The following is a 14,210-nucleotide window of genomic DNA, read 5'->3' as shown; positions in this document are numbered from 1 at the left end:
GCTTGACCTCACCTTGTTGCCACTATATATAGCGTTGCCGCGTCAGGCGCCAACCGCCTTTCACTTCTCGAATTCAGGAATTTTCCGATCCATGGGCAAATCGCTGGTCATTGTGGAATCCCCGGCTAAGGCCAAGACCATCAACAAGTACTTGGGTAACGAGTACGTGGTGAAGTCGAGTATCGGCCATATCCGAGACCTGCCCACCAGCGGTTCGGCTAGCGCCAGCAAGGAGCCTGCCGCCAAGCGCGGCAAGGCGGCTGCGGGCGAAGGTCCGGTGCTCACGCCTAAAGAGAAAGCGCGCAAGCAGCTGGTCTCGCGCATGGGTGTCGATCCCGATCACGGCTGGAAAGCCAAGTACGAGATCCTCCCGGGCAAAGAAAAGGTCATCGAAGAGCTGCGCCGGCTCGCCAAAGATGCTGACACCATCTATCTCGCAACCGACTTGGACCGCGAAGGGGAGGCTATTGCCTGGCACCTGCGGGAAGCCATCGGTGGTGACGACAGCCGCTACAAGCGCGTGGTGTTCAACGAAATTACCAAGAAGGCGATCCAGGAAGCCTTCTCCAAGCCGGGCGAACTGGACATTGACCGCGTCAATGCCCAACAGGCCCGTCGCTTCCTCGACCGCGTGGTCGGTTACATGGTCTCGCCGCTGTTGTGGGCGAAGATCGCCCGTGGCCTGTCCGCCGGCCGTGTGCAATCGGTTGCAGTGAAGCTGGTAGTGGAGCGTGAGCGCGAGATTCGTGCGTTCAACCCCGAAGAATACTGGGAAGTGCACGCTGACCTGGGCACTGCCAAGGGCAACAACGTGCGCTTTGAAGTGGCCCGCGAGAAAGGCGAGGCCTTCAAGCCGCTCAACGAAGCCCAGGCCATGGCCGCGCTGGAGAAGCTCAAGGCTTCCAGCTACAGCATCGTCAAGCGTGAAGACAAGCCCACCAGCAGCAAGCCGTCGGCGCCGTTCATCACCTCCACCCTGCAGCAGGCCGCGAGTAACCGCCTGGGCTTCGGCGTGAAGAAGACCATGATGATGGCCCAGCGTCTGTATGAAGCGGGCTACATCACGTATATGCGTACCGACTCCACCAACCTGTCGCAAGACGCGGTGGCGATGGCGCGCACTTATATTGAAAGCGAGTTCGGCAAGAAGTACCTGCCGGAGAAGCCGAACGTCTACAGCAGCAAGGAAGGCGCACAAGAGGCTCACGAAGCGATTCGTCCATCTGATGCCAACACCGAGCCAAGCAAGCTGAGCGGCATGGAGCGCGACGCTGAGCGCCTCTACGAGCTGATCTGGCGCCAGTTCCTGGCTTGCCAGATGCTGCCGGCCCAATACCTGTCCACCACCGTCAGCGTGGGGGCTGGTGACTTCGAGTTGCGCGCCAAGGGCCGTATCCTCAAGTTCGACGGTTACACCCGCGTGATGCCGCAAATTGCCAAGCCAGGCGACGATGATGTACTGCCGGACATGGCCCAGGGCGACGTGTTGAAGCTGATCAAGCTCGACCCGTCCCAGCACTTCACAAAGCCGCCGGCGCGTTATTCGGAAGCCAGCCTGGTCAAGGAAATGGAAAAACGCGGTATCGGTCGTCCTTCGACCTACGCGGCGATCATCTCCACCATCCAGGACCGCGGCTACGTAGCGCTGCACAACCGTCGTTTCTACTCGGAAAAGATGGGCGACATCGTGACCGAGCGCCTGTCCGAGAGCTTCTCCAACCTGATGGACTACGGCTTCACCGCCGGCATGGAAGAGAACCTCGATGACGTGGCCCAGGGCGAGCGCGACTGGAAAAACGTGCTCGACGAGTTCTACGGCGACTTCAAGAAGAAACTTGAAGTAGCTGAAAGCGCCGAGAACGGCATGCGTGCCAACCAGCCAGTGATGACGGACATTCCGTGCCTCACTTGCGGCCGCCCGATGCAGATCCGTACGGCGTCCACCGGCGTGTTCCTGGGGTGCTCGGGTTACAGCCTGCCGCCGAAAGAGCGCTGCAAGGCTACCGTCAACCTGGTGCCGGGCGATGAAATCGCTGCCGATGACGAGGGTGAATCCGAGTCGCTGGTATTGCGTGGCAAGCACCGTTGCCCGATCTGCAGCACGGCGATGGACGCCTACCTGCTCGACGAGAAGCACAAGTTGCACATCTGCGGTAACAACCCGGATTGCAACGGCTACGAGATCGAAGAGGGCACTTACCGCATCAAGGGCTACGAAGGTCCGAGCCTGGAGTGCGACAAGTGTGGCAGCGAGATGCAGCTCAAGACCGGCCGTTTCGGCAAGTTCTTCGGTTGCACCAACCCGACCTGCAAGAACACCCGCAAACTGCTGAAAAGCGGTGACGCGGCGCCGCCGAAGATGGACCCGGTGAAGATGCCTGAACTCAAATGCGAGAAGGTCAACGACACCTACATCCTGCGTGATGGCGCTTCGGGGCTGTTCCTGGCTGCCAGCCAGTTCCCGAAAAACCGCGAGACCCGTGCCCCGCTGGTGCTCGAGATTGTGCCCCACAAGGACGAGATCGATCCGAAGTACCACTTCCTCTGCGAAGCGCCGAAGAAGGATCCGGACGGTCGCCCGGCCGTGATCCGCTACAGCCGCAAGACCAAGGAGCAGTACGTGCAGACCGAGGTTGAAGGCAAGCCTACCGGCTGGAAAGCGTTCTATGACGGTGGCAAGTGGAAGGTCGAGGACAAGCGCCAGGGCGCTTGATTCGATCAGCCGCATCAACAAAGGCCGCCTGTATAGGCGGCCTTTTTTTGCGCTTGCAGTGGACTTGGTTGATCCGTGACACTGTTCAGCCAGCATCACGCCTTATTCGTTGTGGAGACTGCCTTCATGGCCAACGAACTCTATACCCGTACCAACCAGAAAATTTACTTCGCGGGTTTGTCCCTGGAAGCCCTTGGCCGTGCCGAGGAAGGAAAGGAGATGAACGCTATCGCGCTGGTACAGGCCGGGCGTGAAGCCGCGCTGTTCCACCTGTACGGCGCCTTGCTCGGCCTGTGTCATGAGATTGCCGGGTTCTATCGCTTGCCTCAGGCCGGTTCGCCGCGTGCAGAGATGATCATCAACCGTGAGGTGCTGGAGGCCATGGCCATCCCGGAGTTGGCCGAGCTGGTGGAGATGGCCCAGAGCCCGGACAGCTGGCTGGCGCGTTTGCTGGTGGCCCACGCTGAGATGTTCCAGCCGCCACGGGTGAAACACACGCCCAAAGGCGACGTGACCCAGCCGCTGATCGTGGCCGTGAGCCTGGACGAAGAGGGGCCTGAGCCGTTGAGCCGGGACGAGCTGGAAAGCTGGCGGCAGGAGCTGAAGAAGTTGGCCATTCGGTTTCGGGATGGGTTGAACGAGTGTTGAGGGCCCAGGCTTTTGTGGCGAGGGAGCTTGCTCCCGTTGGGCTGCGAAGCGGCTCCGAGGTTTTTCAGGGCCAGTAGTGTCAGCTGTCGGGGAGCTGCTGCGCCGCCCAACGTCGGCAAGCCCGCTCGTCACAACACTGATATAATGCCGGCCTTTCGTGGAGAACAGACTTTTATGCCAACGTCCTTTCTGGAAATTGTTGAACTGCCCGACGGCCGAATCGAGCTGCGCCGGGCTGAGGACGAGGGTTCTCTGGTGATTTTGGATTTTTCCGAGGACGCGAAAGCGTTCCTGCAAGGCCAGCACGTGGAAGTGGCAAAAGCCATGTTGAGCGTAGGCGTGCAGATGGCAGGGCGCCTGGCTGAAGGCGAGCCTGAGAAGGAAGACGGTCCGCGAATTCTTCACTGATTGTGTTGAGTGGGCCTATTGTGGTGAGCGGGCTTGCCCCGCGCTGGGCTGCGAAGCGGCCCTCAATAGAATGAACGCGATGTATCAGGTATTCCACAGTGCCTGTTTTGGGGCCGCTTCGCAGCCCGACGCGGGGCAAGCCCGCTCACCACAATAATCCCTGCCACAAGCCCCTCCACAGGGCTGGCCAGTGGCACATCGTAGCGGCACATCGTTTTATCCCAACCGAATATTCAAGCTCTGCGCATCGCCCGTACGTGCGGCGCTGACCAACTGTTGCCTGGCCGCTGTAGTCAGCGGGTTCAACCAGCTGACTACCGTATGGCTACGGCCCAGGCGCAAGGCTTCGCAGGTCAGTTGCTGGGCGCTCTGAGCACCGCGGGGTTGCAGCAACAGGATACGCTCGCGATTCAGGCCGGCGTCCCGCAGCCAGGCCTGGGTCAGGCTGGAAGGCGGGGCAATCAGCGTCAGCCAGCGTGCATCCTGCTCCTCGCTCAATTCGCGAAGAATCGGCGCCAGCAGGCTGAGGCAGCTCCCGGCAGCACCGCGCAACGACAGTTCACTGAACGCCTCGGGTTCGGCGCTCCAGGGCGCTTCGACCGTTTCCTTGAGGATGGGCGCAAGGGGCTGGGCCATAAAGGCCTCAAACAGCGACAGCTGAGTGTGTTGTGGGGTCTGTAGGAACTGCATGATGCCTCCGTTAGCGGCGAATTACGCCGACGCTCAAGCCTTCAATCACCAGGTCCTGATCCTTCAGGTTCACTTCAATCGGCGCGAACTCAGGGTTCTCGGCCAGTAGCCAGACCTTGCTGCCTTCGCGCTTGAAGCGTTTGACCGTCACTTCATCGCCAATACGGGCGACGACGATCTGGCCATTGCGGGCTTCACGTGTGGTGTGGACGGCCAACAGGTCGCCGTCGAAAATGCCCACGTCCTTCATGCTCATGCCATGGACCCGCAGCAGATAGTCGGCACGGGGATGGAAGAAGGTCGGGTTGATGTTGCAGGATTCCTCGACGTGCTGCTGCGCCAGGATCGGCGCACCGGCTGCGACCCGGCCGATGATCGGCAGTGTCGACTCGTCGGCCTTGGCTTCGAAGCCAGGGATACGAATGCCGCGTGAAGCCCCCGGGGTCATCTCGATCGCACCTTTGCGGGCGAGGGCCTTGAGGTGTTCTTCAGCAGCGTTGGGCGACTTGAATCCCAGTTCCAGCGCAATTTCCGCCCGGGTCGGCGGGTAGCCGTTGTCATCGAGGCAGCGCTTGATAAAAGCCAGAATCTCAGCTTGGCGTGGCGTCAGTTTTAGCATGTTGATCGCTCTGTCTTTTTATACAGTGACTGGGATTATATACAGTGGACTGCGCTTGGCAATCACCGTTTTCAGTCACTCCGCTGGACGGTCATTTGTCACCTGTCCTACACGGGGAAGACAGCGCTGCCTACAGACCTTGGCGAATGTGATTAAATGGCCATGAAATCGGTGACCGGCCGGCCGCAAACGGACCTGCAGGCTTGACAAGACATAGCTTGAAACGTATGTTTCAAACAAGTGTTTGTCAGGCGGAGTAGCCATGGCCCAGTCGGAAACCGTTGAACGCATTCTCGATGCTGCCGAGCAGTTGTTCGCGGAAAAAGGATTTGCTGAAACCTCATTGCGGCTGATTACCAGCAAGGCCGGGGTCAACCTGGCGGCAGTGAATTATCATTTCGGCTCCAAGAAAGCGCTGATACAGGCTGTGTTCTCACGGTTCCTGGGGCCTTTCTGCATCAGCCTCGACCGTGAGCTGGAGCGTCGCCAGGCCAAGCCTGAAAACAAGCCAAGCCTGGAAGACCTGCTGGAAATCCTCGTCGAGCAGGCGCTGGTGGTCCAGCCTCGCAGCGGCAATGACCTGTCGATCTTCATGCGCCTGCTGGGCCTGGCATTCAGCCAGAGCCAGGGCCACCTGCGTCGTTACCTGGAAGACATGTACGGCAAGGTGTTCCGCCGCTATATGTTGCTGGTCAATGAAGCCGCACCGCGTATTCCGCCAATCGAGCTGTTCTGGCGCGTGCACTTCATGCTCGGTGCCGCAGCATTCAGCATGTCCGGGATCAAGGCCCTGCGTGCGATTGCCGAGACCGACTTCGGCGTCAACACTTCCATTGAGCAGGTGATGCGCCTGATGGTGCCGTTTCTTGCCGCCGGCATGCGGGCCGAAACCGGTGTCACCGACCAGGCCATGGCCGCCGCCCAGTTGCGCCCGCGCAGCAAGTCGGTGCCGGCGCCGGCCAAGGTTTAACCCCTTTCGGGTGTGCGCGGCCGCTTGCATCCGCTAAGCTAGCCGCCCATGCCGATTTCAGCTATTTATCCACAGCCCGTTGCGCTCGCTGAGCGTCCGTCTCCTGATTTAATCTTGGTGATGCGATCTCGCGAGGGCTCCGGGCTGCGTGCGTTATTTAAGGAAGTTTTATGACTCAAGCCCTGCAAGGCTCTTTGATGGTGGACGTCGCCGGTACCTGGCTGACGGCTGAAGATCGTCACTTGTTGCGTCAGCCCGAGGTGGGCGGCCTGATCATTTTTGCGCGCAATATCGAGCACCCACGCCAGGTGCGTGAGTTGAGCGCCGCGATTCGTGCGGTGCGCCCGGACCTGCTGCTGGCGGTCGACCAGGAAGGTGGCCGGGTGCAACGTTTGCGCCAGGGGTTTGTGCGGCTGCCGGCGATGCGCGCCCTGGCTGACAATCCGAATGCGGAGCAACTGGCCGAGCAGTGTGGCTGGATCATGGCGACAGAGGTGCTGGCGGTTGGCCTGGACCTGAGTTTCGCCCCGGTGCTGGACCTCGATTACCAGCGCAGCGCCGTCGTGGGCACGCGCGCGTTCGAAGGCGACCCGGAGCGCGCCGCCGTGTTGGCGGGTGCCTTTATCCGAGGCATGAACAGCGCCGGCATGGCGGCCACCGGGAAGCACTTTCCCGGCCACGGCTGGGCTGAAGCCGATTCCCACGTCGCGATTCCCAATGATGAACGCAGCCTGGAACAGATTCGCGCCAATGACCTGGTGCCTTTCGCACGGCTGAGCAAGCAACTGGCGGCCGTTATGCCGGCCCACGTGATTTATCCACAGGTGGATGCGCAACCTGCCGGCTTCTCCCGGCGCTGGTTGCAGGACATCCTGCGGGGCGAGTTGCAGTTCGACGGGGTGATCTTCAGTGACGACCTGTCCATGGCCGGTGCGCATGTGGTCGGTGATGCCGCCAGCCGTATCGAAGCCGCGCTGACGGCCGGCTGCGACATGGGCCTGGTGTGCAACGACCGCGCCGCCGCCGAGTTGGCCCTGAGCGCGGCCCAGCGCATGAAAGTCACGCCGTCGGCGCGTATCGCGCGGATGCGTGGGCAGGCGGTGGCGTCGACCGAGTACAAGCAGGATCCGCGTTGGCTGGCGGCATTGAGTGCGCTGCGGGATGCTCAATTGATTGATTAAGACCGTGTCGCGTCCATCGCAGGCAAGCCAGCTCCCACAGGGAAATGCATTCCAAATGTGGGAGCGGGCTTGCCCGCGATAGCGGTCTTAAAGTCAGCGCTTCTCTTGCTTGTGAGGCAACGGCGCAAACAACGCCTCGATGTCCTCATTCCCCAGCTTCCAATCCCCCGTCGTCCGCCCATCCAGAACGCCCGCCGCCAGATCAGACTTTTCCTTCTGCAAATGCTGGATTTTCTCTTCCACCGTGCCCCGGGCAATCATCTTGTAGACGAACACCGGCTTCTCCTGGCCGATGCGATACGCGCGGTCGGTCGCCTGGTTTTCCGTCGCCGGGTTCCACCAAGGGTCGTAGTGAATCACCGTGTCCGCTTCCGTCAGGTTAAGCCCCACGCCGCCTGCTTTCAGGCTGATCAGAAAGATCTGCAGCTTGCCGCTCTGGAAGTCTTTCACCGGTGTGCGCCGATCCCGGGTTTGCCCGGTCAGCAGCGCGTAGGCCACGCCACGCTTCTTCAGTTCGGCTTCGATCAGGCTCAGCATCGAGGTGAACTGGGAAAACAGCAGGATCCTGCGCCCTTCGGCAAACAACTCTTCGAGCATCTCCATCAAGCTGTCGAGCTTGCCCGAGCTGCTGCCCTTTGCCGGCAGGGTTGCATCATTGACCAGGCGTAGATCACAGCACACCTGCCGCAACTTGAGCAGCGCTTCCAGGATGATGATCTGGCTGCGGGCCACGCCTTTGCGGGTGATCTCGTCGCGGACTTTCTTGTCCATCGCCAGGCGCATGGTTTCGTATACGTCGCGCTGGGCTTCGTTGAGGTCGACCCAGTGAATGATCTCGGTCTTGGGCGGTAGCTCGGTCGCCACCTGCTCCTTGGTACGGCGCAGCAGGAACGGTTTGATCCGACCATTGAGGTGCTGCAATCGCACGTCGCTGCCGCGCTTTTCAATCGGCACGCGGTAATCGCGATTAAAGCTTTTTACATCCCCCAGCCAACCCGGCAGCAGGAAGTGGAACAGCGACCACAGCTCGCCCAGGTGGTTTTCCAGCGGCGTACCTGAAAGACACAGGCGCTGGCGGGCATTCAGCTCGCGGGCTGCCTGGGCGGCCTTGCTGTTGGGGTTCTTGATGTACTGCGCTTCGTCCAGGATCAGCACGTGCAAGGGCAGGGCGGCCAGTGGCTCGATGTCCTTGGGCAGCAGGGCGTAGGTGGTCAGCAGCAGGTCGTAATCCTGCAACTGCGGGAAATGTTTCTTACGCCCGGCGCCATACAGCGCCAATACTTTGAGCTGCGGCGTGAAGTGCGCGGCTTCGTCGAGCCAGTTCGGGATCAGGCTGGTGGGCATCACCACCATGCACGGCCGGTCCAGGCGCCCGGCGATTTTCTCGCTGAGAATATGCGCCAGGGTTTGCAGGGTTTTGCCCAGGCCCATGTCATCCGCAAGAATCCCGCCGACGTCGAGCTGGCGCAGCGACTGCATCCAGCTCAAGCCTTCCAGCTGGTAAGGGCGCAACGTCGCATTCAGCCCTTCGGGCGCTTCGCAGCTGAAATCCTTGATGTCCCGCAGGCGCTGGGCGAAGTTGCGGATCTTTTCGCCACCTTCCCATTGCAGCGGCAGGTCTTCCAGCGGGTTCAGGCGAATGGCGTCTGCCTTGGCCAGGCGCAGCGCGGTGGTACCGGGTTCTTGCAGGTAGAACTCGCCAAGGGTTGCCAGCACCGGTTTCAGCCGGCCATAAGGCAGCGCCACTTGCAGCGGGCCGTGGCCATTGGGCAGGCCGGGGATGTTCACTAGGATCAGTTCGTCATCACGGCGCCGGGCGAGTTTTTCCGGGTTGAGGATCTCGGTGTGGGAGCGCATCAGGTTCAGCAGGATCGGCAGCAAACTCAGGCGTTCGCCGTTGACGATGATCCCCAGCTCCAGGTCGAACCAGTCGCGCTCCGGCGTTTCGTCGACGCTGGCGTACCAGTCGTCGACGGCGCTCAGGTCGAAACCGAAATCCTCATCGATCTGCAATTCCCAGCCCTGGGCACGCAGGGTCGGTGACGCGTTCAGGGTGAAGTTCAGCCAGGCGCTGTCATTGACCATTTCGAACAGTTCGCCGGCACTTTCCGGCAGGGCCTTGCTCTGGCGCGTGGCGATCTTGAAGCCCAGCAGGCGCAGCTGTTCGCGAAACTGTTGCTCCACCTCGGGGTGACGCTTGATCCGCAGGCTCTGCTGTTCCTGGCGCACGATGATGTCGGCGTTTTTCTGGCCGCTGACGTAGTTGCCCAGATAGTTGAAGGACAACGCCGCGCGATGTTGGATGTAACGCTGCATCTTGCCGTTGCGCGGTTCGAAGGCGCTGAACTCGATACTGGCCAGCCACAAGCGTGGCACCGGCTGTACGTCCTCCATCACCACTTGCGGCAGCACCACGCGGTTGTCCAGCACCGCCTGGAGCTTCTCCAGCAGCTCGGCATCCTGCGCCGCCGCCGGGTAGGCCAGGGTTTCCTGGACCTTGAGCAGCACCGCGGCGATGTGTTTGCAGTTGGTGTGCACGGGGCAGGTGCAGCGGCTGTCCACCAGGATCAGCGTGCCCTTGGCGGATTCGCGCAGGGAGATGGTCTGGCGGTAGACATTGCCCCCCGAGCCTTCACAGCTGGCAATGATGGTGCTGTCGCCGGACTCGACGATGCGCACGCGGTTTTCCAGGGCGTAGCGCCGGCCGCGCTCAAGGCTTTGCTCTTTAAAGCGATTGGCCCACGAAGGGGCCAGGGGTTTGGTCAACGACGACGTCAGGGGCATGGTGCTGGATCAGTCCTGGACGTCGGGCGGTGGAGCGCTGGGCGGCTTGGCGGTCAGCGAAGTGATCTTGATCAGCAGGGCGAGGTGGCCGCCGTCCAGGTAGTTGAGCTGGTTATTCTTGGTGCGCACGTCTTGCTGGCTGAGGTGCTCGCTGGCGATGACGCTGCCGTTGGCGTCGAACTGGTTGATCCAGAAATCTGCGTCGATATCGGTAAAGCGCCCCAATTGCAGGCTCAGTGTGCCCTCGATGGGAAACTGGCCGAACTGTTCCTGACCGTCGCTGATGGCCAGTTTCACGGGTTGGTCACCGAGGTTCTGGTCCCAGGCGCGGTGCAGTAGCACAGTGTAATTACTGTCGGCGCTGAGTTTGTCGACGATGTTGCCCAGCCGCGGCGGGCTCATTTTGTCGGCCGGTAGGCGTGGCGCGCCGGCGTCCCAGTTTTCCGGCGCCGCGCGGCTATTGATCACCGGCTCGGCGTTCTGGCGCACCAGGATCATCTCCACCAGGTACGGGCTGTCGGCAAACGCCGAAGGAGCAACGACCACCAACAACAAGCTCAAAATGCGGAACAGGCGCATTGGGGCGTCCTTCAAGCAGATTTCGGGATGAGGCGCTCAAACAGCGCCTCCAGTGTATTAAAGCGTTCTTCGGCACGTTCCATCGGTACCATGAATTTGAACAGCGTAGCCCCTTCGAACTTGTAGCGATTGGGCTGGCCCTGAATCAGCTTGATCAGCACCAGCGGGTCTACCGGCGTTTGCGCTTCAAACTCGATACGCCCGCCTTGCGGCCCGGCGTCGACCTTCTTGATACCCAGTTGCTCGGCCTGCAATTTGAGCAGGGTCAGGCGCACCAGGTTCTTGGTCGGTTCCGGCAACAGGCCGAAGCGGTCGATCATCTCCACTTGCAGGTCCTTGAGGCCGTCTTCGTCAGTGGCCGAGGCGATGCGTTTGTACAGGATCAGCCGCGCGTGCACGTCCGGCAGGTAGTCTTCGGGAATCAGCGCGGGCAAACGCAGGTTGATTTCCGGGCCGCCACCCAGCGGTTGGTCGAGGTTCGGTTGTTCGCCCTTGCGGATGGCTTTCACCGCGCGCTCGAGCATCTCCATATACAGGGTGAAACCCACGGCCTGGATCTGCCCGCTTTGACCGTCGCCCAGCAGTTCGCCGGCGCCACGGATTTCCAGGTCGTTGGTGGCCAGCACAAAACCGGCGCCGAGGTCCTGGGTATTGGCGATCGCTTCCAGGCGCTTCTCGGCGTCGGACGTGATCTGCTGGCGCGGCGGCGTCAGCAAATAGGCGTACGCCTGGTGGTGACTGCGCCCGACCCGGCCGCGCAACTGGTGCAACTGCGCCAGGCCGAACTTGTCGGCCCGCTCGATGATGATGGTGTTGGCGCTTGGCACGTCGATGCCGGTCTCGATGATGGTCGAGGCGATCAGCACGTTGAAGCGCTTGTGGTAGAAGTCGCTCATCACCTGTTCGAGTTCGCGCTCGCGCATCTGTCCGTGGCCGATGGCGATCCGGGCTTCCGGCACCAGTTCGGCCAGGTCGGCGGCGCATTTCTCGATGGTTTTTACGTCGTTGTGCAGGTAGTAAACCTGGCCGCCGCGCAGCAACTCACGCAGCAGGGCTTCCTTGACCGTGCTTTTGTTCTGTTCCATCACGAAGGTGCGCACCGACAACCGGCGCGCCGGTGGCGTGGCGATGATCGACAGGTCGCGCATGCCCGACACCGCCATGTTCAGCGTGCGCGGAATCGGCGTGGCGGTGAGGGTCAGGATGTCGACTTCACTGCGCAGGGCCTTGAGTTGTTCCTTCTGACGGACACCGAAGCGGTGTTCTTCGTCGATGATCACCAGGCCAAGGTTCTTGATCTTCACATCGTCCGACAGCAGCTTGTGAGTGCCGATCACGATGTCGATCTTGCCTTCTGCCAGGTCGGCAATCGCCGCGTTCACTTCCTTGGCCGACTTGAAGCGGCTCATCACTTCCACGGTCACCGGCCAGTCGGCAAAGCGGTCGCGGAAGCTGTTGTAGTGCTGTTGGGCTAGCAGGGTGGTCGGTACGAGGATCGCCACCTGACGGCCGCCGTGCACCGCAATAAAGGCTGCGCGCATGGCGACTTCGGTCTTGCCGAAGCCCACGTCGCCGCACACCAGGCGGTCCATTGGCTTGGGCGCCAGCATGTCGGCGCGCACGGCGTCGATGGTGGTTTGCTGGTCCGGGGTTTCTTCGAAGGCAAAGCCGGCGCTGAAGGTCGCGTAGTCGGCCTTTGGGTCGGCAAACGCATAACCTTCGCGGGCGGCGCGACGGGCATAAATGTCGAGCAATTCGGCGGCCACGTCGCGCACTTGCTCGGCGGCCTTGCGCTTGGCTTTCTGCCAGGTCTCGGAGCCCAGGCGGTGCAACGGCGCGAGGGCGTCGTCGCTGCCGGTGTAGCGGGCGATCAGGTGCAGGTTGGCCACGGGCACGTAGAGCTTGGCGCCCTCGGCGTATTCCATGGTGAGGAATTCAGCGACCTGGTTGTCGATCTCCAGGGTTTGCAGCCCCAGGTAACGGCCCACGCCGTGGTCGATATGCACCACCGGCGCGCCTTCACGCAGCTCGGTGAGGTTCTTGATCACCGCGTCGTTGTTGGCATCGGCACGTTTTTCGCGGCGGCGACGCTGCATCACGCGCTGACCGAACAGCGGGCTTTCGGCAATCAATGCCAGGGCCGGGTCGTCCAGCAGCAGGCCTTCGTCCAGCGGAGCGATGGTGATCGCCAGACGATCCTTGCTCGCGACAAAGTCCGGCCAGCTGTCGACGGTTTTCGGTCGCAGCTTCAGGCGTTCCAGCAACTCCAGCAGCACCTCACGGCGCCCGGCGGACTCGGCGGTAAACAGCACACGGCCAGGGAAGTCACCGAGGAAGTTCGACAGCGCTTCCAGCGGCTGGTTGGCCTTGGCTTCAATCGCCAGGTTCGGCAGCGCTTGCGCCGGGAAGCGCTCGCGGCCAGCGCCTGCATCCACGTCCTGTTGGCTGGCGACTACGCGCGGCCAGTTTTTCAGACGGGCGAAGCAGTCTTCCACCGGCAGGAAAAGCTCGGCCGGTGGCAATAAAGGACGGGACGGGTCTACGCGGCGTTCTTCATAACGGTTGCGCACGTCATTCCAGAAGTTCTCTGCCGCTTGTTCAATGCCCGGCAGCGAGAACACTTGGGTGTCCTGGGGCAGGTAATCGAAGAGGGTGGAGGTTTCGTCGAAGAACAACGGCAGGTAGTACTCGATACCGGCGGGAGTAATCCCGCTGCTCAAGTCCTGGAAGATCGGGCAGCGGCGGAAGTCCACGTCAAAGCGTTCGCGGAAACGTGCCTTGAAGCGCGTGACCGCATCTTTTTGCAGCGGGAATTCCCGGGCCGGCAGCAGCTTGACCGATTCCACCTTGTCGATGGAGCGCTGATTCTCGGGGTCGAAGGTGCGCAGGGTTTCGATTTCATCGTCGAACAGGTCGATCCGGTACGGCAGTTTGCTGCCCATCGGGAACAGGTCGATCAACGCGCCACGTACCGCGAACTCGCCGTGCTCGTACACCGTGTCGACGCAGCGATAGCCGCTGGCCTCAAGCCGGGTGCGCATTTGCTCCACGTCGAGCTTCTGGCCGATATCCAGCACCAGGCTGCTGCCCAGCAGGAACTTGGTCGGCGCCAGGCGGTGCAAGGCCGTGGTGATCGGCACCACCAGCACGCCGTGGGCCAGTTCCGGCAAGCGGTACAGGCTGGCGATGCGCTGGGAAATGATGTCCTGGTGCGGCGAGAACAGATCGTAGGGCAGGGTTTCCCAGTCCGGGAAATGCAGCACCGGCAAATCGGGGGCGAAGAAACTCAGCTCCTGTTCCAGCCGCTCGGCACTTTGGCTGTCGGCGGTGAGCAGCAGGGTAAAGCGCTTGGCAGCGCTGGCAGCCTCGGCGATGGCCAGGCTCAGGGCGGCACCGGGCAGATTGCCCCAGTGCTGTTTACCTGCCGCAGCAGGGAGAAGCGGTAGACGCAGAACGGGCACGGAAGGTTGAGCTCCAAGCGTTGCGACAAAGTCGGTAATTGTAACGGCCCGGAGTGCCGCCTGTCAGTTGCTGACTGAGCCTATTACGGTTTGTAGGAAATGTAGTGGCTAAGACAAACAAAGGCGTCTTTTGACTCATTATGTAGTGCCGAAATCG

10 protein-coding genes are annotated in these 14,210 nt (G+C 61.5%); 5 read left to right on the top strand and 5 right to left on the bottom strand.

What is annotated here, in order from left to right; translation table 11 throughout:
• The first annotated feature begins 91 nt into the window (after positions 1-91).
• The 3 genes from topA to MUM_RS0128010 all read left to right on the top strand — a co-directional run bounded on the left by topA (position 92) and on the right by MUM_RS0128010 (position 3,769).
• Entirely contained in the window at positions 92-2,713 is a 2,622-nt protein-coding gene (topA, locus tag MUM_RS0128020) for a type I DNA topoisomerase (protein WP_010176358.1), read from the top strand.
• Between the two features lie 126 nt (positions 2,714-2,839).
• Positions 2,840-3,361, top strand: a complete 522-nt coding sequence (locus MUM_RS0128015; RefSeq protein WP_010176356.1) for a DUF6586 family protein — start codon at positions 2,840-2,842, stop codon at positions 3,359-3,361.
• Positions 3,362-3,535: 174 nt separating this feature from the next.
• A complete protein-coding gene (locus MUM_RS0128010) occupies positions 3,536-3,769 on the top strand; it encodes a hypothetical protein (protein WP_003218969.1) in 234 nt (77 codons plus the stop codon).
• Between the two features lie 216 nt (positions 3,770-3,985).
• Here MUM_RS0128010 and sulA read toward each other — a convergent pair whose 3' ends face one another.
• Positions 3,986-4,459, bottom strand: a complete 474-nt coding sequence (sulA, locus tag MUM_RS0128005; RefSeq protein WP_010176355.1) for an SOS-induced cell division inhibitor SulA — start codon at positions 4,457-4,459, stop codon at positions 3,986-3,988.
• A 10-nt stretch (positions 4,460-4,469) separates the two neighbouring features.
• On the bottom strand, positions 4,470-5,078 hold the full coding sequence (lexA, locus tag MUM_RS0128000) for a transcriptional repressor LexA (RefSeq protein ID WP_003172575.1): 609 nt from the start codon (positions 5,076-5,078) through the stop codon (positions 4,470-4,472).
• 262 nt (positions 5,079-5,340) lie between these two features.
• On the opposite strand from lexA, the gene MUM_RS0127995 reads away from it, so the two are divergent.
• Positions 5,341-6,048 carry a TetR/AcrR family transcriptional regulator gene (locus MUM_RS0127995; RefSeq protein WP_010176354.1) on the top strand — a complete coding sequence of 236 codons (708 nt, stop codon included), beginning with the start codon at positions 5,341-5,343 and terminating at the stop codon, positions 6,046-6,048.
• 170 nt (positions 6,049-6,218) lie between these two features.
• Positions 6,219-7,229: a beta-N-acetylhexosaminidase gene (gene nagZ / locus MUM_RS0127990; RefSeq protein WP_010176353.1), complete on the top strand. Its 1,011-nt coding sequence runs from the start codon at positions 6,219-6,221 to the stop codon at positions 7,227-7,229.
• Positions 7,230-7,322: 93 nt separating this feature from the next.
• Here nagZ and MUM_RS0127985 read toward each other — a convergent pair whose 3' ends face one another.
• The 3 genes from MUM_RS0127985 to mfd are packed head-to-tail and all read right to left on the bottom strand — an operon-like array spanning position 7,323 to position 14,053.
• Positions 7,323-10,013 (bottom strand): DEAD/DEAH box helicase, encoded by a 2,691-nt coding sequence (locus MUM_RS0127985; RefSeq protein ID WP_010176352.1) that lies wholly within the window; start codon positions 10,011-10,013, stop codon positions 7,323-7,325.
• Positions 10,014-10,022: 9 nt separating this feature from the next.
• Positions 10,023-10,592 (bottom strand): CsiV family protein, encoded by a 570-nt coding sequence (locus tag MUM_RS0127980; protein ID WP_010176350.1) that lies wholly within the window; start codon positions 10,590-10,592, stop codon positions 10,023-10,025.
• An 11-nt stretch (positions 10,593-10,603) separates the two neighbouring features.
• A complete protein-coding gene (gene mfd / locus MUM_RS0127975; protein ID WP_010176349.1) occupies positions 10,604-14,053 on the bottom strand; it encodes a transcription-repair coupling factor in 3,450 nt (1,149 codons plus the stop codon).
• Between the last annotated feature and the right edge of the window lie 157 nt (positions 14,054-14,210).

This window comes from Pseudomonas sp. PAMC 25886 (assembly GCF_000242655.1).
Lineage (GTDB): Bacteria > Pseudomonadota > Gammaproteobacteria > Pseudomonadales > Pseudomonadaceae > Aquipseudomonas.
The sequence above is the reverse complement of the archived record's forward strand: the minus strand, read 5'-3'. Positions and strand labels throughout refer to the sequence as shown.

What these genes read in the sequence shown, in the direction of transcription:
- topA (WP_010176358.1), top strand. Translation starts at nt 92, where the DNA reads ATGGGCAAATCGCTGGTCATTGTGGAATCCCCGGCTAAGGCCAAGACC.
- MUM_RS0128015 (WP_010176356.1), top strand. Translation starts at nt 2,840, where the DNA reads ATGGCCAACGAACTCTATACCCGTACCAACCAGAAAATTTACTTCGCG.
- MUM_RS0128010 (WP_003218969.1), top strand. Translation starts at nt 3,536, where the DNA reads ATGCCAACGTCCTTTCTGGAAATTGTTGAACTGCCCGACGGCCGAATC.
- sulA (WP_010176355.1), bottom strand. Translation starts at nt 4,459, where the DNA reads ATGCAGTTCCTACAGACCCCACAACACACTCAGCTGTCGCTGTTTGAG.
- lexA (WP_003172575.1), bottom strand. Translation starts at nt 5,078, where the DNA reads ATGCTAAAACTGACGCCACGCCAAGCTGAGATTCTGGCTTTTATCAAG.
- MUM_RS0127995 (WP_010176354.1), top strand. Translation starts at nt 5,341, where the DNA reads ATGGCCCAGTCGGAAACCGTTGAACGCATTCTCGATGCTGCCGAGCAG.
- nagZ (WP_010176353.1), top strand. Translation starts at nt 6,219, where the DNA reads ATGACTCAAGCCCTGCAAGGCTCTTTGATGGTGGACGTCGCCGGTACC.
- MUM_RS0127985 (WP_010176352.1), bottom strand. Translation starts at nt 10,013, where the DNA reads ATGCCCCTGACGTCGTCGTTGACCAAACCCCTGGCCCCTTCGTGGGCC.
- MUM_RS0127980 (WP_010176350.1), bottom strand. Translation starts at nt 10,592, where the DNA reads ATGCGCCTGTTCCGCATTTTGAGCTTGTTGTTGGTGGTCGTTGCTCCT.